We start from the raw sequence: 17483 nt of genomic DNA, 5'->3' as shown, positions 1-17483 counted from the left end.
GCCGGTGTCGCGTCGCGCGAAACCGCCGCCGTGACCCCTTCGCCGCCCGCTCGCCGGACCTGGCACCGGCCCGCGCTGGCCGTCCTGCTTCTGGCGACGGCCGTGCTCTACCTATGGGGACTCGGCGCGTCCGGCTGGGCCAACGCCTTCTACTCGGCGGCTGCGCAGGCGGGATCACAGAGCTGGAAAGCGTTGTTCTTCGGGTCGAGCGACGCGGCGAACGCGATCACCGTCGACAAGACCCCGGCGGCGCTGTGGGTGCTGGGGCTCTCGACGCGGGTGTTCGGCGTGAGCGCGTGGAGCGTCCTGGTGCCGCAGGCGCTGATGGGCGTCGGCTCGGTCTGGCTGCTGTACGCCACCGTGAAGCGGACGTCCGGCCCGGCCGCGGGCCTGGTCGCCGGGCTGGTGCTGGCGCTGACCCCGGCGGCGGCGCTGATGTTCCGGTTCAACAACCCGGACGCGCTGCTGGTGCTGCTGCTCATCGCGGCCGCGTACTGCGTCGTCCGCGCGATCGAGAAGGCGGGCCCGGGCTGGCTGGCCCTGGCCGGCGTCGCGGTCGGTTTCGGCTTCCTGGCGAAGATGCTGCAGGCGTTCCTGGTGCTGCCCGCGTTCGCGGTGGCGTACCTGGTGGCCGCGCCGGTGTCGCTCGGCAAGCGGCTGCTGCACCTGCTGGGCGCACTGGGCGCGACGGTGGTCGCGGCGGGCTGGTACCTGGTGGTCGTCGCCCTGTGGCCGGCGGCCGACCGGCCGTTCATCGGCGGCTCGCAGACGAACTCGCTGTGGGAGCTGGTCTTCGGCTACAACGGCTTCGGCCGCATCACGGGTGACGAGGTGGGCAGCGTCGGTGGGGGCGGCGGTGGCGGCTGGGGCTCGACGGGCCTGACTCGCCTTTTCGGCAGCGAGATGGCGGGCGGCATCGCCTGGCTGATCCCCGCGGCGCTGCTGGCCCTGGGCGCGGGCCTGTGGTTCACCCGCCGCGCCCCGCGCACGGACCGCTCCCGGGCGGCCCTGATCGTCTGGGGCGGCTGGTTCCTGGTGACGGCCCTGGTGTTCAGCTACATGGGCGGCATCATCCACCCGTACTACACGGTCGCCCTGGCCCCGGCGATCGCCGCGCTGGTCGGCACGGCGGCGGTCCAGCTGTGGCGCCTGCGGTCCGGCCCCTCGGCGTCAGGCCTGCTCAGCGGCGGCGTGGCGCTGACGGCGGTGACGACGTACCTCCTGCTCGCGGACTCGACGTGGCAGCCGTGGCTGGCCCCGGCGGTCCTGATCGGCGGCCTCCTGGCGGCGGTGGGGCTGTTCTTCGCGGCCCACCTGACCCGCTGGGCGGCGTCCTCGATCGCGGCGTCGGCCCTGGTGGTCCTGCTGGCCGGCACGGGCGCGTACACCCTGGCGACGGCGGCGACCACGCACAGCGGCGCGATCCCGTCGGCCGGCCCTTCCTCAGGCTTCGGCGGTCGCGGCTTCGGTGGCGGCCCGGGCGGTTTCGGTGGCGGCGGTCGCGGCGGCGGCCCGGGCTCGCTGCTGTCGACGACGTTGCCGGGAGCCCAGCTCACGGCGTTGCTGAAGCAGGACGCCTCGAAGTACACCTGGACGGCGGCCACCGTGTTGTCGAACGCGGCCGCGGGCTACCAGCTGGCGAGCGACGCCCCCGTGATGGCGGTGGGCGGCTTCAACGGAACCGACCCGTACCCGACGCTGGAACAGTTCCGGCAGTACGTCGCGAGCGGCCGCATCCACTACTTCCTGGGCGAGGGCATGACGATGCAGGGCAGCAGCGGCTCGGACGCGGCCCAGCAGATCGCCGACTGGGTGGCGTCGCACCACCAGGCGTCCACTGTGGACGGTGTAACGGTGTACGACCTGACCACGACCCTCTGAGTGACCCGACCAAAGCAGGGTGTGACGGAGCGCCCGCGTCGGGCAACCTGGTCAAGGCGCCGGTGCCTCCGGCACACTGGTGGTGCCCCGTCGACGAGGAGTCCGTGCTGATGACCGAGCTTTACGTGCGGTCGGCTCGCTCCGCGGACCTGGAACCTTTCGCCGCGGCCCTCGGCGACCGCGAATTCCTCATCGACCGCCTGAACCGGCAGCGAAAAGGCCTCGGAGTGCTGTTCGTGGCCTGGCTCCGCTGCCGCCCGGCGGGCGAGGTCTACCTGTGGCTGGAGGAGGCGGAAGAGCACCCGATCCGCGAGCACCTGCCGGGCGTCGCGCTGCTCACCCACCTGCAGGTGCACGACGAGCTGCGCAACCGCGGCGTGGGCCGGACGTTGGCGGGAGCGGCGGAGCGGCACCTCAGGGAGAACGGCCACGAGCGGGTGGCCTTGGCCGTCCGCACCGACAACCCGGCGGCGACGCGGTTGTACCGGCGCCTCGGCTACGAGGATTGGGGCCACGGCGAGGTCGTCTGCTACGCGCGGACGACCCAGCCGGACGGCCGTGTCCTGCATGAGCCGGAACAGTGTTACGTACTGGTCAAAGACCTCGCGCCGGTCACGCCCGCGCCGAGGACGGAGATGCGGACGATCGGCGCTTCACGCCGGCATTGACAGCGCTGCCAAGGCTTCGCTGGGCGAACTGACCGATCCCCAGCATGGCGAGTGCGCCGTCGACGCCGCAGCTCTCATGATCACTGCGAAGGTCCTGGACGTGATTGCCCCAGCGCTCGCAATCTCGCCGCCACGCGCGCAGGTAACGAACACACAATTCGGGTGTGATCAGGTAGCTGCGCCCGATCGCCGCCTTCAGCGACGCGACCATCCTGGCCTTCAGCGCCGGTTCGATCGGCAACGCCTGCGCATTGGCGATGGTGGTGCGGATGATCTCCTGCCGGTTCAGCAGGAACTCGCGCCAGTACCGCTCGTCGGCATCCGCTGGACCATGACCGTTGTCCAGCAGGCCGTACACGCCCTCGGCGAGGGTATCGCCCAGTTCCTCGCCGCGTGCTCGCCGAGCGTCCCGATACGGGTCGTAGGGGTGCTGGATCGCCGTTCCGGTCACGGCTGACGGGCGTAGCCGCATGCCGTCCAGCAAGAAGAACCAGTCTTCGTTGTAGACGTTGGGGAAGAATGAGCCGAACGCCGCTTCACCGACCGCGAGTGCACCTCCGCCGATGAATGTGGCCTGCGCGACGCCGGTGTCGCGGAGCGCGTGGCACACAACGGAGTTGTCCGGCATGCCCGCGTTCCCCAGACCGACGGCCGCGTACTCGCTCAGCAGCCTTGCCGCCACGGAGAGGTCCCCGGGATCGGGCAGGGTGATGTCGTCGTCGAGGAAGAGGATCCGTTCCCACCCCGCGAGGACCGCGATGAGAAGACCGAGGTTTCGCTTGAGGCTGGTGTCGACCTTCCGGTCGAACCCGCGGTGGTAAAGGAGATTGTCGGCGTGGAACGTGGGCACGAGGTGGTGGGGCACCTCGCGAATGTTGATGGCCGCTGCCCGCACGCCGGCGCGTTTCGCTTCCTTGACCGCTTTTGAGGCGTCACCCAGCAGGCTGCACAACACGAGCAGGAAGACATCGCGCTCTTTGGCCGCCGCGATGGCCTGCCGCAGATAGGGAGCCGTCCGGCCGTTGGGCACGATGATCGCGTCGAGCGCCGCTCGCGGAGCCACTCCTGCGTCGATGTGAGCCAGCAGGTTCTGGTGCGACTGGTGTTGCCGCGCGGTCACGCGGCTTCCGGCCACTCGTGCAGCCGGTTGTCCGCCACCGTCCAGTCCGGGGTCAGGCCCTTGCCGGCGATGACCTGCACCCGGCTGATGATGCTGAACGACTCGGCGCCACCGAACCGTTCGCGCAGGTAGCCGCTGTTCCGATCACGGAACTTGACGTCGGTGAGGGCGCGAACCGCGCCCAGGGTGCCACGACCGTACATACCATTGCACACGGTTACGGTGCGCTTCCGGTTGAACGGACTCACCCCCCGGTAGAAATGTGCCACGTCTTCCAACAGGTGACCTTCGCTGTCCAACTGGGGCGGGAAGAGCTCCGACCCGCCATCTCGTTGCACTCGGAAGCCGCCAGGTTCTCTGGTCGGTGCCTCGTCGTCGCGGACTACCTGTTCCACCGGGAGGTCGACGCGTTCGATGACGTCGCGGGTCACGGTGTTCCAGTCGACGCCGCCCAGCAGGACCAGGTGGGTCGTGTAGTCGTCGGGGGTCAGCTCCTCCGTGGTGTGGAAGCTGACCTGGTGCTGCGGGTTGACCGACCGGATGTGCCCGAACAGCTCGATCAGGGCGTCGGGGTCGGCGTAGGTGAACAACGAGACGAAATCCGCGCTCTCGGGATCCGCGTAGGTCAGGTGCTGCCGCAGCTCCGGCGGGAGCTGGGCGGAGACGATGGTGATGTCCTCGTTCTCCGGGAAACGCCAGATGTCGGGCGCCGGTTCGGCGGCGCGGTCACGCCCGTCGCGCAGCGACAGCAGTTCCTCGAGCAGCTCGTCGTGCAGCCCGCGCTCCTCGTCCGTCAGCTGGTCGAGGGGGAGCACTCGGACGGTCTCGCCGTCCACGGACCGCGGCGTCGCGAACAACGTCGCGTAGGCGTCCAGCCGCCGGACCGGTGGGGCGATCGGCTTTTCGGCGTTCTCCCACGAGGAGATCAGCGAGATGCTGAGCGGCCGGCTCCCGCCGATCGCGTGGGCGATCTGCGCCTGGGTGATGCCCAGCTCGGGCCACTGCTCTTCCCGCAGCGCGCGCAGCCGCCGAGCGAGCTCGGGCCGGCGCGACTCGGCTGGGGACACGACTCCGCCGCCCTTCAGTAAATTTCAGTGGCGTGAGCAAGGGCACAATTGTACCCACGAATGGCCCAGCGCCTACCGCCGACCCGCCGCAGCCCCGATCGAGCAGGGAGCTGCCAAGACTTTGCTGTGCGACGAACCGATAACACCCCATTCTCCGCCGTTGCTACAGCTGATTCCAGCCCATACAGTCAAATTTACTGAACTTAAATGAAAGACCTGGTCCGAGAGCGGTGAGTACTCCGCCGTCCGGGCGAACTTCGCTGTTCCGCGAACGAATCCCGCCTTGTGTGTCAGCTGGCACACGGACCGGGACGAGCCGGAGGTTTCCTGGATCCACGAGCAGAGGAGGGCTTTCATGGACCCCTACACCACCGCCCCGCGCAGCCGCTGGCGCCGGGGTGTCCTAGCAGCCGGTCTCGTCATCCCCTTCACCGCTTCGCAGATCTGGGCACTTCTCGTGCTGCTGCGGCTGGCACCGCTCGACGGCTTGGTGGGACAGGCTTTCTGGCTGATCCTGCTGGGTTCCGTCGCCGCGATCTGGGCCGGCTGGCGGTGGACCTGGCAGCTCGGCCGCGACCGGGACCTGCCGCCCGCCTCGAAAGCGCGGGTTCCGACATGACCCCCGGGCCGGTGATCGTCTCGGCCCTCGTGCTGGTCGTCGCCGCCGGACGTCTCTTGCGCCACCTCGGCGGCCTCCTCCGTCGCCGATCGACCGGAAGGAGCACGGAAATGACCACTCGGAGCGCACCCTCCCCGTTGCCAATGCGGGTGTACCACTGGCGGTGGGAGCTGCTCGCCGTCACCCTCCTCCCCTACGGCCTGGTGATGTTCGGGCTGTGGGCGGGCCCGGCGTGGGCGTCGGGGACGCTCGGCGCCGTGCTGGTGCTGGCCCTGCTGCGACGCCGGCACGTGCGGACCCGGATCCGCGCGGTGGTGGTGCAGCACCGGCTGCGCGCGGCGTTCCCGTCGCTGCGCCTGCCCGGCGGCCGCCGGCCGGCGATCCTGTGGACGCGCCCCCGTGGTGGCGACATCGAGGTCTCGCTCTACGGCCGGGAGGCGTTCGAGCACCTCCACCGGCACCGCGCGGTCCTCGCGGCGGCCTGTGCCGTCCCCGAGGTGTACGTCGACCGGCACCCGAGGTTCGCGAGCCTGGTGACGCTGACGATCAGCCCGACCGAGGTCCACCGCGAGCCGGGACGCGCCGTGCTGCCCGGCAACGTGGTTCCGCTGCGGGCGCACAGCTGAGCTCAGCGTGTCCTGAACATGTCGGTGATCAAAGTGGACGGTTCGCCACCGTGCCACGAGCTGGCCGAGAACCGCTCCTGCGCGATCCCGCGCCAGGGAGCGGTCTCGGGCCCCAGCGTCAGTTCCTTGCCCGCGGTCAGCGTCCCGATCTCCTGGGCCGCGACACCCTCTTCCCGCAAGGTCTTGAGGGCCAGCCTGACGTCCTCTTCGCGGACCACGACGACGAGTCCCCAGTCGCCCCAGGTCTGCGCGAGGTCGAAGGGACGCAGGTCCGTCTGCCCCGCCACCGCCGCCACCAGCGCGTCCAGCTCGAATTCCGGGCTGACCGCCGCGCCGAGGCCGTTCGCCTCGCAGAGTGTGCGGACCGTCGCGAACAGCCCGTCGGAAACGTCCATCGCCGCCCGCGCGAGACCCGTCGTGGCCAGCACCTGGCCGGCCTTCAGCTGGGCCACGGGACGGCAGGCGCGCTGCCAGATCGTCTCGGCGTCGGACGCCGGGAGCGTCGCCTGTCCCGTCTTCAGCAGCGCGGCGGCCCACAGGAACCCGGGCGCGCCGACCAGCAGCAGGCGGTCCCCCGCACGGGCACCGGAGCGCCGGAGCCTGCTGCCCGGAGCGCACCGGCCGACGGCCGTCGCCGTCAGCTGGACGACCTCGCCGTCCCGGATGTCGCCGCCGGCGACTTTGGTGCCGTGGGCGGCGCAGCAGTCGTCGACGCCGTCGAGCAGGCGCTCGAACTCCCGCACCGTCGTGGCTTTGGGCAGCGTGTAGTTGACGACGAGTCCGAGCGGCTCGGCGCCGGCGGCGGCCAGGTCCGACAGGTTGATCGTGGCCAGCAGCCAGCCCGAGTGGTAGAGATCGGGCTCGCCGAGGAGGTTGACCACGGGCGTCGGGCAGCTGTCGGTGGTCGCGACGAGTTCGCTCGGCGAGGTCACCGTCGCGAGCAGGGCGCTGTCGTCGCCGAAGCCTTCCGTACCGGCGTATCGCGGCCGCAGGACGTGGTCCTGGATGCCCCGCTCGCCGAGCTCACCCAGGCTGCGATCAGTTGGTGCGGACATGGTCGGCCAATCGGGACGCGGCGACGACGTGGTCGCTCGAGTAGTTGTGGGGCATGACGTCGTAGGGCTGTTCGCTGCCGGTCGACGCGAACAGCATCAAGTTGCAGATCCGGGTCTCCGGGTACAACAAGACGGGGTGCCGCAGGTGGTTGACGATCTCCAGGGTGATCACGGCGAGCTTGCCGCGGCCGAAGCCGGGACTGACCTGACCGCACAGCACGACGCCGATGCCGAGCCGCGCGTAATCGCTGGTGCCGTCGACGAGACCGACCAGGTTTTCCGAGAGGCCGATCTTCTCCAGCGTCGGCGCGAGCACGACTTCGCCGGGTTCGACGGCCAGCCGGCCCTTCGCGTCGAGTTTCTTGGGGACCAGCTCCGGATACGTCGACCGGTCGGCGATGTCGACCGGGCCGGTCGTGACGAGGCCGAACGCCTCGTGGCCGAGCCGCAGGCTGAGCGCGGCGGGCCGGAGCATCTTCGGCTCGAACGGCGACACGGTCAGTTCGCCGGCCGCAACGGCGCGCCTGATGGCCTTGTCGGTCAGGACCCCGCGACGCGCCCGCCGGACGGGCGACCGGCCCTTTTTCCCGCGGAATCCCAGCTGCACCGGCATCATGATGCGGCCTCCGGCTCGGAAGCCGCTAGGACGGCGGTGACGAGCTCGCGGAAGTCGGCTTCGGACAGCACGCCGTTCGGCTGGTCGTCACTCTCGCCGGGTTCGCAGTAGACCACCGTGGTGGGCGTGCGGCGTGGTCCCTGGATCACCACCGTGGCGGTCAACCTCGCGTCGATCGGGCGCACCGTGTGCACCACGTCGGTGTCGCACGAGTAGACCTCGCCGCGCACGACGTGCGGCGACCGGGTGCGCCTCAGCCGCACCTCACCGGCGGCGACGAGTGCGGCCGGGTTCGCGGGATCGGCGCCGTAGCGGTACCGCCGGAACGGCTTGCCGCCTTCGGTGACCTCCGTGAACTCGACCATGTGCATCCCGGTCCCCACGAGGATGTGGGAGGCGAACTCCCACCGGTGGCTGTGCGGGTTCGACTCCCCCGGCGAAACGACGTCGGACTCGGGCCAGACGTGCAGCCTGATCCGGAACTCCGGCTCGGCCGCCGTGTGGAGGACCAGCTTCGCGAAGCCGTTGGGGTGCCAGTACGAACGTCCGGCGATCTCGGCGACCTTCGCGTCGTCCTCCAGGAGCGCGGTCAGCCAGGTGACGAACGGCCGCGGCTCGACGCGGATCTCCCACGCCGCTTTTTCGAGGTGGGACAACCCGGTCCGCGCGCCGTCGCCACCGAGGATTTCCGCGAGCCCGCGCGGAAACCGGTGATCCCCGGCGGAATTCTGTGACGTGGTGCTCATCGTGCGAGGGGTTCTCTATTCTGCGGCGTTCGGTGGGAGAAGCGGAGCTGCCGCGAAGGCCAGAGCTGCTGTTCGCAGGGCCGTGACGGCGTCGAGGGTCATCCAGATCGGGAGGTCGCCACTGCCCCAGGCCCAGAGGCCGAGGTTTGCTTCGTAGCGGTCCCAGAGAGCGCCGAGCGCGCGGCTCAGCCGGGCCATCGGCACTTGTGGTGCCTCGGCCAGGGCCTGGACGACCCAAGCGGACGTGAAGTGCTTGATGTTCACCCGCACAGCCTGCTGGCCCGCGGGCTGGGGAAGGGCCAGTTCTTCGGAGACGCCGTCGTCGGCGTGCGTCCGGTCGATCAGCCACTGGGTGCCGGCGTCGACGGCCTCCCGGACGTCGGCGCGGTCCTCGCCGTTGCGCAGCAGTTCCCGCAGGGCGACCACCGCGCGCGCGGTGTGTGCCGCCGACGGCTCGGGGGCCACCAGCCGCGGTTCCTTCTTCTCGCCCCACAGCGGGGAGTCGTCGAGCCGGGCGGCGAGCAGGTCGTCGGCGAGCCTGCGGGTCAGCGGGGCGTCGGGGCGGAGCCGGACCGCGGTGCGCAACGCCGTGGCGAGCAGGAACGGCCGGGTCCGGCTGTAGGGATCGAGGGAGCGTTCGAGGTAGCCCAGCCCGGCGTCGGCCGACAGGACGGTGCTGGCGTGGAACAGGGCGTCCACGACCGCGGCGGTGACCTCGGGCCGGCGGCCGCTCGATCGCCCTTGCCAGCCGTAGTCGGCGGAACGCTTCTCGTAGAGGTCCGCCACGACGTTGTGTAGGTCGATGTAGGGCTCGCCTACCACGACCATCGCGCTGATCCCGTACGCGGTGGCGAGGGTGGTCTGGTCGTTGCGCTGCTGGAGGTTGTGCCGCCAGCCGACGGCGCGGCCTTCGTCGTCGCGGATCAGGTGCCCGGCGAGCGCGTGCCCGACCCGCCGGAAGACGTCGAGCAGGGAGCCCGTGGTGGCCACGACGGACTCCGCCGGGCTCGGCGATCGAGCCGCTTCCACCATCTCGACCAGGGCGTTCGCCGCGTGGAAGTGCTCGTCGAGCAGGCGGGCGTTCTCCGGGGACGGGAGGTGGCGCCCGGCCTCCCACTGCGCGAGGTTCGGCCGGCTCACCTGGACGATCTCGGCCACGTCCGCCTGGGTCTGCCGGGCCGCTTTGCGCAGTCGACGCAGCTCGGCGCCCACTTCTTCGACCGTCACCGTTATCACATCAGTACCTATCGGCGGAGGAGCCGCCGACGTAACATGTAGGTAAGCACTAGACACTGACCTTACCTACTTAGGTAGGCGGACCGTAGGGGGTGACAATACATGGACACACAGCGGAGCGTAACACCGGGCCCGCCACCCCGGGTCAAGGCACGCTCGACAACCGCCGGACCGGGTGATTCCGCAGCTCGCGCCCCTCCTGACCGCGGATCGGTCGCGACCCCGCGCACCCGAGGCACCGCGGAAAGTGTCCGGCGGCCTCCCCGAGCCGCCCGCGGGCAGCCCCACGCCGTTCCGGCCGGGCTCGCCCTACCGAGTTCGCGCGCAGTTTGGGGGTGTCCCGATGAAAGACCACAACCTACCTACGTCCCACGGACGTGGCCGGTTCGATCGAGTACTCGCTGTCCTCGCGGAGTGGCTCTTCGCCGCCGACGAGGACGCCCGGGCCGAGGCCCGCGGCTGGCAGGTGCGTCGCGCCGCGAACGGCCGGACCCGCACCTACCGCGACCCCCGCTGGGACACCGTCAGCGCCTGCCGATCCTGCGGCGGCCACGGGCTCAGCCCCACCGACGGCGCCGCCTGCCCGGCCTGCGCCGGTACCGGAGTCATTCGCTCGGCCCCCGAGACCGCGGTCCCGGTCGCCGACGGCTGGAGAGGAGCACGGTCATGACCCGCAAGCACACTCCCGAGCACGTCACCGAGCTGGCCCGGCAGCTCACCCCGGTGAAGCGGCCCAACCCGTTCCTGTGGGCCTACCACTGGCGCTACGAGTTCGCGGCGGTCACCTTGCTGCCCTGCTCGCTCGTGGTGCTCTTCCAGTGGCTCGGCCCGCTCTGGTTCGCGGTGGCCCTGGCCGGCGCGTTCCACTGGGTCTTCTACTGGCGCGCCGGCCGTCGCTACCTGCGCGGCCGGCTGCGCGCGATCGTCGTGCAGCACCGCCTCCGGGCGACGTTCGCCCGGGCCCGCGTCTGCACCCTGGACGGCCGCCGGCCGGCGATCCTGTGGACGCGGGAACGGGACGGCGAAATCCTGGTCACCGTGTTCTGCCCGGCCGGCCTGGAGTTCCGGCGGATCCGCGAGGCTCGCGCGCTGATCGCTTCGGCGTGCTTCGCGACGGAGGTCTACGTCGACCGCCATCCGCGGTTCGCGAGCCTGGTGACGGTGGCCGTCTGCACGAAGCCGCCGCGGTGGGTGCCCGCCCAACGCGGCAACCCGCAGGAGATCGTCCCGCTGCGGGTGCACAGCTGAGCCGCGCCGCCCCCGGGCCCACCCGCCCGGGGGCGGCGCACAGCAACCGCACAGGGCGATCACACGGTCACCAAAGCGGGACCGGCGACCGTGGTCGTCATGACAGCCACCGCCTCCGCTTCACGGCCCGGGACCGTCCCGGTCGACCTGGCCGGCCCGCAGCCGGTTCTCGACGTCGTCATCCCGGTCTACAACGAAGAGGCCGACCTCGAACCGTGCATCCGCCGGCTGCACGCGCACCTGGCCGAACACGTCTCCTACCCCTACCGGATCACCGTCGCCGACAACGCGAGCACCGATGCGACGCTGCCGGTCGCGGAACGGCTGGCCCGGGAGTTCCCCGAGGTCGAGGTCCACCACCTGGACGAGAAGGGTCGCGGCCGCGCGCTCAACGCCGTCTGGCGGGCCTCGGACGCCGCTGTCCTCGCCTACATGGACGTCGACCTCTCGACCGACCTGGCCGCGCTGGCGCCGCTCGTCGCGCCGCTGCTGTCCGGGCACTCCGATCTCGCCATCGGCAGCAGGCTCGCCCGGGGAGCGCGAGTGGTGCGGGGGCCGAAGCGCGAGTTCATTTCCCGCTGTTACAACCTGATCCTCCGCTCGACGCTCGCCGCGAAGTTCAGCGACGCGCAGTGCGGGTTCAAGGCCATCCGCGCCGACGTCGCGCGGGAACTGCTGCCGCACGTCGAGGACACCGGCTGGTTCTTCGACACCGAGCTGCTCGTGCTCGCGCAACGCGCCGGGCTGCGGATCCACGAGGTGCCCGTCGACTGGGTCGACGACCCCCACTCGTCGGTCAACATCGTCAAGACGGCCACCGCGGACCTCAAGGGCATCGCCCGCGTCACCCGGGCGACGTTCACCGGGGAGATCCCGATCAGCCGGCTGCGCGAGCAGCTCGGCCGGCAGCCGATCGGCGTCGAGGCGCCCGGGGTGCCGCCGCGGCTGGTGACGCAGCTCGTGCGGTTCGCCGCGATCGGCGTCAGCAGCACTCTCGCTTACCTCGTGCTGTTCCTGCTGCTGCGCTCGGCCGTCGGCGCGCAACCCGCGAACTTCACCGCGCTGCTCGTCACGGCCATCGCGAACACCGCGCTCAACCGGCGGCTCACGTTCGGCATCCGGGGCCACGGCGGCGCCGGGCGTCACCAGTTCGAAGGGCTGATCGTGTTCGGCCTCGGCCTGGCGCTGACCAGCGGCGCGCTCGCCCTGCTCAACGGATCCACCACCCCCGGGCTGGTCCTGGAGATCACCGTGCTCGTGCTGGCGAACCTCGCCGCCACGGTCCTCCGGTTCCTGCTCCTGCGCGGCTGGGTGTTCAACCCGCGCCGCCAGGCCGCCACTCAGAAGGAGTACTGATGACCGCCGTCCTGTCCGACCCCGTGACGCAGGAACCGCGTCACCGCAAGGATTCCGCGGCGCACGCGCCCCCGCGCTGGGTGCGCCCGTCGGTGTTCGGGCTGCTGGCCGCGACCGCGGTGCTGTACTTCTGGAACCTGACCGCGTCCGGCTTCGGCAACTCGTTCTACGCCGCCGCCGTGCAGTCCGGGACGCAGAGCTGGAAAGCGTGGCTGTTCGGCTCGCTCGACTCCGGCAACGTCCTGACCGTCGACAAGCCGCCCGCCGCGCTCTGGGTCGGGACGGCGTTCGCGCGGATCTTCGGTTTCTCCAGCTTCACCGTGCTGGCGCCCCAAGCACTGATGGGTGTCGCGTCGGTCGGCGTCCTCTACCTGGCGGTGAAGCGGACGTCCGGCCCGGTCGCCGGGCTCCTGGCGGGCGCGCTGCTCGCGGTGACGCCGGTGGCGGCGCTGATGTTCAAGTTCAACAACCCGGACGCGCTGCTCGTGCTGCTGATGGTCGCGGGCGCCTACTTCGTCGTGCGTGCCACGGAAAAGGCGTCCCCCGGCTGGCTCGCGCTGGCCGGCGCGGCGATCGGGTTCGGCTTCCTGACGAAGATGATGCAGGCGTTCCTGGTGCTGCCGGCGTTCGGCCTGGTGTACCTGATCGCGGCGCCGGCGTCGCTGGGCAAGCGCTTGCTGCACCTGGGCGGCGCGGTCGTCGCGCTGGTCGTCTCGGCGGGCTGGTTCATCGCGCTGGTCGACCTGTGGCCGACGGCGTCCCGGCCGTACATCGGCGGGTCCGAAGGGGACAGTCTGCTCGAACTCGCCTTGGGCTACAACGGTTTGTCGCGGATCTTCGGCGGCGGCGAGGGTGGCGGCCCGGGCGGTGGCGGCGGTATGGGTGGCAACACCGGCTTCGGTGGCACGGCCGGGCTGTTCCGGATGTTCGGCTCCAGTTTCGGCGTCGAGATCTCGTGGCTGCTGCCGGCCGCGTTGATCGGCCTGGTCGCGGGGCTGTGGTTCACCCGCCGCGCGCCGCGCACGGACCGGACGCGCCTGGCGCTGGTGCTGTGGGGCGGTTGGCTGGTCGTGACGGCGCTGGTGTTCAGCTACATGAGCGGTATCGTGCACCCGTACTACTCGGTCGCGCTGGCGCCGGCGATCGCCGCGGTGGTCGCGATTTCGGGCCGCGCGCTGTGGCAGGGCCGGGCGAACCCGGCGCCGCGGGCGGTGCTGGCCGCGATGATCGTGGTGACGGCGGTGTGGTCGTTCATCCTGCTGGACCGCGCGCCGGACTGGTTCCCGGCGCTGCGCTGGATCGTCGCGGTGCTCGGTGTGCTGGTCGGCACGGTGCTGGTGATGGGCGTGCCGCCGGTCCGCCGCGCGGTCGCCGTCGTGGCCGCGGCGGTGGTGCTGACGCTGGGCGTCTCTTCGGCGGCCTACGGCGTGGAGACGGCTTCGGTGGCCCACAGCGGCTCGATCCCGACGTCCGGTCCGACGTCGAGCGCGATGGGCGGCTTCGGCGGCGACGAGTCCGCATCCGGCGCGGTCGGCAAGCTTCTCGCTTCGACCACCACGAAGTGGGCGGCGGCGACGACCGGTTCGCAGACCGCGGCGTCGCTGGAACTGGCCAGCGGCAAGGCGGTGATCGGCATCGGCGGCTGGAGCGGCTCGGACCCGGCACCGACGCTGGACGAGTTCAAGGCGTACGTCGCGGCGGGTGAGGTGAAGTACTTCATCGACGGCGGCCGCGGCGGCGGCCCGGGCGGCGAGTCGAGCGAGATCAGCGCGTGGGTGACGGCCACCTTCACGGCCACGACGGTGGACGGGTCCACGGTCTACGACCTGCAGAAGTGAGCGCGACCTAGGGGTCGTGAGTGGTAATGCGGGTGAGAACCCCGATTACCACTCACGACCCCTTTGCGCGCAGGTGGTGACTGAAGTCGCCGACGAGGTCGACCGCGGCCTGGCGTTCGGTGAACTGCCACTCGCCCGCGGACCGGCTGAAGGTGTCGCGGTAGGTGCCCGCCGCGATCGTTTGCAGGGGGAAGCCCTCGACCGCCTGCAGCACCGTGAAGTACGCCTGCGACGCCGCTGTGTCTCCGGTGACCGAGATCGACACGTTTGTCGTCACGTGTTTTGTGCGCGGGGTCGCGTCGGGGTACAGGATCACCGTCGAGCGCAGCATCTGTTCCACGGCGGCCGCGCCGCGTGCCACGCCGCCGCTGCCCGCGAACGCGCCCGAGGCGAACAGCTCGCCGACCGCCGTGAAGTCTCCCGCGTCCACCAGGGACGCGTACCTGTGGATCAGGTTTTCGATCTCCCGGGTGTCATCCACCGCAGCGATCGTACAGAAAAAGTATAGAAACCCTCCGTACCGTGGCGGTGAGGGCGACGGGGGTCGCCCACAGGGGGGAACCATGGATCGCCGGAACCTGCTCAAAATCACCGCCGGGACCGCCGTCGCCGCGGCCGGGTCCGTACTGCTCGGCGGAACAGCCGATGCGGAAACGACCAGCCTGTCGCCCGTGCCGGGGATGCTCGGGGACCGGCGGGCCAACGAACTCTGGTACCAGCTCGACGAAATCGCGCTCTACCACCCGTCCGCGGAGACCAGCGCCGCCTACACCGCGTTGTTCGGGTACCTCGGGCAGGAGAGCATCGCCAGCAGGTGGCTCGCCTTCAGCAAAGAGACCGCCTATCCGCGGAACTACCTCGAGTTCGTCAAGCCCGTCGAGGCGCCACTGCGGACGCTTTCGAAGCTCCAGCTCGGGAACTTCGACCGCTTCTACCGCGGGGACGAAGCCGGCCTGGTCAAGGCGTTCGCCGACTTCGGGCAGGGGGTGCTCTTCGATCCTCGACGCGAACCCGTCGAGTCCGAGGTGCACACCATGGACGGGAACCCGCCCTCCAGCTACCACTTCTGGCACGCGATCCAGCGCGCGCAGATGCTGCTCGGGATCGATCGCCCGCGGTGGTCGCGGATCGATCCGATGCTCGGTTTCGCCTGGGCCCTGCAGTCCGTCGCGAAACCCGATCACCGGCACGTCAACCCCGGGCTGCCCGCGGGGCAGATCCGCGCCTTCGCCCGGTACTGGCTGCCGCGCGAGCCCGCGCAGCTCGACCACGACTTCCAGTCCTCGCCTTACCCTTCCGGACTGGGCTGAAGGACCCGTTCGTAGGCCGCCCGCAGCGCCGGGCCCGGCGTGATCCCCAGTTTTTCGTCGAGGACGCGCCGGCCCCGGTGGTACACCGCGACCGCGTCCGCCGAACGCCCGCTCGCGCACAGCGCGGCCATCAGCAACGCCAGGGCGCGCTCGCGCAGCGGGTGTTCGAGGACGAGGTCCGCCGCGTCCGGGACCGCCCGCAGGTGGTCGCCCAGGGCGAGGTCGGCTTCGATACGGCCCTCCAGCGCGGCCAGCCGGAGTTCCTCGAACCGCGCCGCGGGGCCCGCGCGGAGCGGTTCGGCGACGTCGGCGAGCACCGGACCGCGCCACAGGTCCAGCGCGGCGCGGAACAACCCCGCCGCACGGGACGCCGAGCCCACCCGGAGCGCCGCGTCACCGGCCGCCGCGAGCCGTTCGAACTCCTCGGCGTCGACCGTGCCGGCCGGCTCCAGGAGGTAACCACCACCCGTACGGACGAGCCGGGCCGGTAACGCGCGTCTCAGCCGGGACGCGTACGTGCACAGCTGAGCGTCCACGGTCGAGGGCCGGACGCCCTCCCACAGCAGGGAAATCAGCCGCGCGTCGGGCACCACCCGGCCGCGGGCCAGCAGCAACGCCGCCAGCAGCGTCCGCGGCTTGCGCCCGCCGAGCACGGCCGGGCGGCCGTCGGCGCGGCACACCGCCACCGGGCCCAGAATCCGGAACTCCATTCCCCCACCCCGTTCCCAAGGTACCGGGACTGACACCGCCGGCACAGGAAAGTCTCAGACCGCCCACAGGAACGGCGCGGATCATGGAGGTCAGAGGGATGAGGAGGCCGCGATGATCACCACCCGTCCGGGCTACCCGCGCTGGCACACCGCGAGTGCGCAGGGCCCCCGTTCGCACAACGCCGACGCCGTCGGCGCCTACGCCGCGGCCGGCGCGCCCGGCGTCGTGTTCGCCCTCGCCGACGGCGTCGGTGACGACCCGGCCGCGGCCCAGGCCGCGCGTGTCGCCGCCGCGGCCGCCGCGCGCACGCCGGTCCACAAAGGACCGGTCGAGGCCGTGCTCGCCGCGCAGCGGGCCGTCCGGGAACGCGGTCGCGGCGACGCCGTGCTCGTCGTCGCCGTGCCGGTCGCCGGCGGGTACCGCATCGCCTGGGTCGGCGACGCCCGCGCGTACGCCTGGGACGGCACCGCGCTGCGCCGGCTGACCACCGACCACACGCTCGCCGAGTACTTCCGCGCCCGCCACCAGCCGGTGACACCGCGGATGGAGCACGTGGTCACCACCAGCGTCCGCACGACGAAGCCGCACGAGATCGGGACGGCCGAGGTCACCGGCGGCGGCCTGCTGCTGACCAGTGACGGCGTCCACAAGCCCCTCGCCGGGACCGCGATCCGCGCGATCCTGGCCGACCCGGCGCACGGGGCCGCCGAGCTCGTCGAGGCCGCGATCGCCCGCGGCGGTTCGGACAACGCGACCGCCCTGTACGTTGAGGCAGTGGAGGCCGACAGCACGACGGTGCGATTTCCCGTCGCAGCGTGAGCCCGGCTAGCCGCGTTCGCGTTTCAGCTGCCGGTATTCGCGCAGGACGAGCACGATGATGAGCACGTCCAGGGCGGCGAAGAACGGCAGCGCGATCGAGTGGGTGTGGATCGCCCGCCAGATCTCGTAGACGACGAACGCGGCGAGGACGACCGCGGCGATCGGGTACGCGGGGACGATCTTGCGCGCCAGCGCCCACACCAAGCCGAGCTTGATCAGGCCGTGGGCCAGCAGGTAGGCGACGGCGAACGTCTTGGTGTCGCCGTGCAGGAAGTTCTCGGTCGCCGATTCGAGGTGCCGCGCGAGCGTGCCCGACGGGTCGCCGAGCAGGTCGCGGGTGATCACCGCGTGGGTGAACCCGCTGACGGTGGACGCCGGGATGAACGCGAGGATCAGCGCCCCGACGACCTGGAGGGCGCCGTCGAGCCCCTTGATCGCGATCGCGATCCGGAAGAACCGCTCGGTCGCCGTCGGCTTGGTTTCCGCCATGTCCCCACCTCAGCACGAACGGCGGATCCGCGCACGTGCAGGCACCTTTCGCGGCGTTCGTGCCGGCTGTCCGCCCGG

The 17483-nt window shown here is 71.1% G+C and carries 19 protein-coding genes; 10 read left to right on the top strand and 9 right to left on the bottom strand.

Features of this window, described 5'->3' with window-relative positions:
• Positions 1 to 30: 30 nt before the first annotated feature.
• Both OG494_RS00905 and OG494_RS00900 read left to right on the top strand, forming a co-directional pair.
• A complete protein-coding gene (locus tag OG494_RS00905) occupies positions 31 to 1881 on the top strand; it encodes a glycosyltransferase family 39 protein (protein ID WP_328458841.1) in 1851 nt (616 codons plus the stop codon).
• 110 nt (positions 1882 to 1991) lie between these two features.
• The gene (locus OG494_RS00900; protein WP_328450941.1) at positions 1992 to 2549 is read left to right on the top strand and encodes a GNAT family N-acetyltransferase; all 558 of its coding nucleotides are present in this window, start codon (positions 1992 to 1994) and stop codon (positions 2547 to 2549) included.
• Here the strand turns inward: OG494_RS00900 and OG494_RS00895 are convergent.
• On the bottom strand, positions 2494 to 3669 hold the full coding sequence (locus tag OG494_RS00895; protein WP_328450939.1) for a hypothetical protein: 1176 nt from the start codon (positions 3667 to 3669) through the stop codon (positions 2494 to 2496). The genes OG494_RS00900 and OG494_RS00895 overlap by 56 nt on opposite strands.
• Positions 3666 to 4736, bottom strand: coding sequence for a helix-turn-helix transcriptional regulator (locus OG494_RS00890; RefSeq protein WP_328450937.1), 1071 nt, complete (start codon positions 4734 to 4736; stop codon positions 3666 to 3668). Before OG494_RS00890 ends, OG494_RS00895 begins: the two co-directional genes overlap by 4 nt.
• Before the next feature lie 355 nt (positions 4737 to 5091).
• On the opposite strand from OG494_RS00890, the gene OG494_RS00885 reads away from it, so the two are divergent.
• Together OG494_RS00885 and OG494_RS00880 are read left to right on the top strand one after the other, a co-directional pair.
• Complete coding sequence (locus OG494_RS00885; RefSeq protein WP_328450935.1) at positions 5092 to 5355, top strand: hypothetical protein; 264 nt, start codon at positions 5092 to 5094, stop codon at positions 5353 to 5355.
• Complete coding sequence (locus OG494_RS00880) at positions 5352 to 5981, top strand: hypothetical protein (RefSeq protein ID WP_442874369.1); 630 nt, start codon at positions 5352 to 5354, stop codon at positions 5979 to 5981. Before OG494_RS00885 ends, OG494_RS00880 begins: the two co-directional genes overlap by 4 nt.
• A gap of 2 nt (positions 5982 to 5983) precedes the next feature.
• On the opposite strand, the gene OG494_RS00875 is transcribed toward OG494_RS00880, so the two are convergent.
• The 4 genes from OG494_RS00875 to OG494_RS00860 are packed head-to-tail and all read right to left on the bottom strand — an operon-like array spanning position 5984 to position 9625.
• The gene (locus OG494_RS00875; RefSeq protein ID WP_328450931.1) at positions 5984 to 7036 is read right to left on the bottom strand and encodes a thiamine-phosphate kinase; all 1053 of its coding nucleotides are present in this window, start codon (positions 7034 to 7036) and stop codon (positions 5984 to 5986) included.
• A complete protein-coding gene (gene dcd, locus OG494_RS00870; protein ID WP_442874455.1) occupies positions 7020 to 7649 on the bottom strand; it encodes a dCTP deaminase in 630 nt (209 codons plus the stop codon). Before dcd ends, OG494_RS00875 begins: the two co-directional genes overlap by 17 nt.
• Positions 7649 to 8398 (bottom strand): hypothetical protein, encoded by a 750-nt coding sequence (locus tag OG494_RS00865; RefSeq protein ID WP_328450928.1) that lies wholly within the window; start codon positions 8396 to 8398, stop codon positions 7649 to 7651. The genes dcd and OG494_RS00865 overlap by 1 nt, the downstream gene beginning before the upstream one ends.
• 15 nt (positions 8399 to 8413) lie before the next feature.
• Positions 8414 to 9625 (bottom strand): helix-turn-helix transcriptional regulator, encoded by a 1212-nt coding sequence (locus OG494_RS00860; protein WP_328450927.1) that lies wholly within the window; start codon positions 9623 to 9625, stop codon positions 8414 to 8416.
• A 352-nt stretch (positions 9626 to 9977) separates the two neighbouring features.
• Here OG494_RS00860 and OG494_RS00855 point away from each other — a divergent pair, with 352 nt between their 5' ends.
• The 4 genes from OG494_RS00855 (at position 9978) to OG494_RS00840 (ending at position 14076) form a co-directional block, all read left to right on the top strand.
• Positions 9978 to 10304 carry a hypothetical protein gene (locus OG494_RS00855; protein WP_328450925.1) on the top strand — a complete coding sequence of 109 codons (327 nt, stop codon included), beginning with the start codon at positions 9978 to 9980 and terminating at the stop codon, positions 10302 to 10304.
• Positions 10301 to 10882: a hypothetical protein gene (locus OG494_RS00850; RefSeq protein ID WP_328450923.1), complete on the top strand. Its 582-nt coding sequence runs from the start codon at positions 10301 to 10303 to the stop codon at positions 10880 to 10882. Before OG494_RS00855 ends, OG494_RS00850 begins: the two co-directional genes overlap by 4 nt.
• Before the next feature lie 99 nt (positions 10883 to 10981).
• Complete coding sequence (locus OG494_RS00845; RefSeq protein ID WP_328450922.1) at positions 10982 to 12238, top strand: bifunctional glycosyltransferase family 2/GtrA family protein; 1257 nt, start codon at positions 10982 to 10984, stop codon at positions 12236 to 12238.
• Positions 12238 to 14076: an ArnT family glycosyltransferase gene (locus OG494_RS00840; protein WP_328450920.1), complete on the top strand. Its 1839-nt coding sequence runs from the start codon at positions 12238 to 12240 to the stop codon at positions 14074 to 14076. Before OG494_RS00845 ends, OG494_RS00840 begins: the two co-directional genes overlap by 1 nt.
• Positions 14077 to 14128: 52 nt before the next feature.
• Here OG494_RS00840 and OG494_RS00835 read toward each other — a convergent pair whose 3' ends face one another.
• The gene (locus tag OG494_RS00835) at positions 14129 to 14557 is read right to left on the bottom strand and encodes a nuclear transport factor 2 family protein (RefSeq protein WP_328450919.1); all 429 of its coding nucleotides are present in this window, start codon (positions 14555 to 14557) and stop codon (positions 14129 to 14131) included.
• Between the two features lie 82 nt (positions 14558 to 14639).
• On the opposite strand from OG494_RS00835, the gene OG494_RS00830 reads away from it, so the two are divergent.
• The gene (locus OG494_RS00830) at positions 14640 to 15386 is read left to right on the top strand and encodes a hypothetical protein (RefSeq protein WP_328450917.1); all 747 of its coding nucleotides are present in this window, start codon (positions 14640 to 14642) and stop codon (positions 15384 to 15386) included.
• Here OG494_RS00830 and OG494_RS00825 read toward each other — a convergent pair.
• On the bottom strand, positions 15365 to 16096 hold the full coding sequence (locus tag OG494_RS00825) for an AfsR/SARP family transcriptional regulator (protein WP_328450915.1): 732 nt from the start codon (positions 16094 to 16096) through the stop codon (positions 15365 to 15367). The genes OG494_RS00830 and OG494_RS00825 overlap by 22 nt on opposite strands.
• A 112-nt stretch (positions 16097 to 16208) precedes the next feature.
• Between OG494_RS00825 and OG494_RS00820 the strand changes: the two genes are divergently transcribed.
• Positions 16209 to 16916: a PP2C family protein-serine/threonine phosphatase gene (locus OG494_RS00820; RefSeq protein WP_328450913.1), complete on the top strand. Its 708-nt coding sequence runs from the start codon at positions 16209 to 16211 to the stop codon at positions 16914 to 16916.
• Between the two features lie 6 nt (positions 16917 to 16922).
• Here the strand turns inward: OG494_RS00820 and OG494_RS00815 are convergent, their stop codons facing one another.
• A complete protein-coding gene (locus OG494_RS00815; RefSeq protein ID WP_328450911.1) occupies positions 16923 to 17405 on the bottom strand; it encodes a DUF2127 domain-containing protein in 483 nt (160 codons plus the stop codon).
• Positions 17406 to 17483: the final 78 nt, after the last annotated feature.

The organism is Amycolatopsis sp. NBC_00438 (assembly GCF_036026695.1).
Classification (GTDB): Bacteria; Actinomycetota; Actinomycetes; order Mycobacteriales; family Pseudonocardiaceae; genus Amycolatopsis.
The sequence above is the reverse complement of the archived record's forward strand: the minus strand, read 5'-3'. Positions and strand labels throughout refer to the sequence as shown.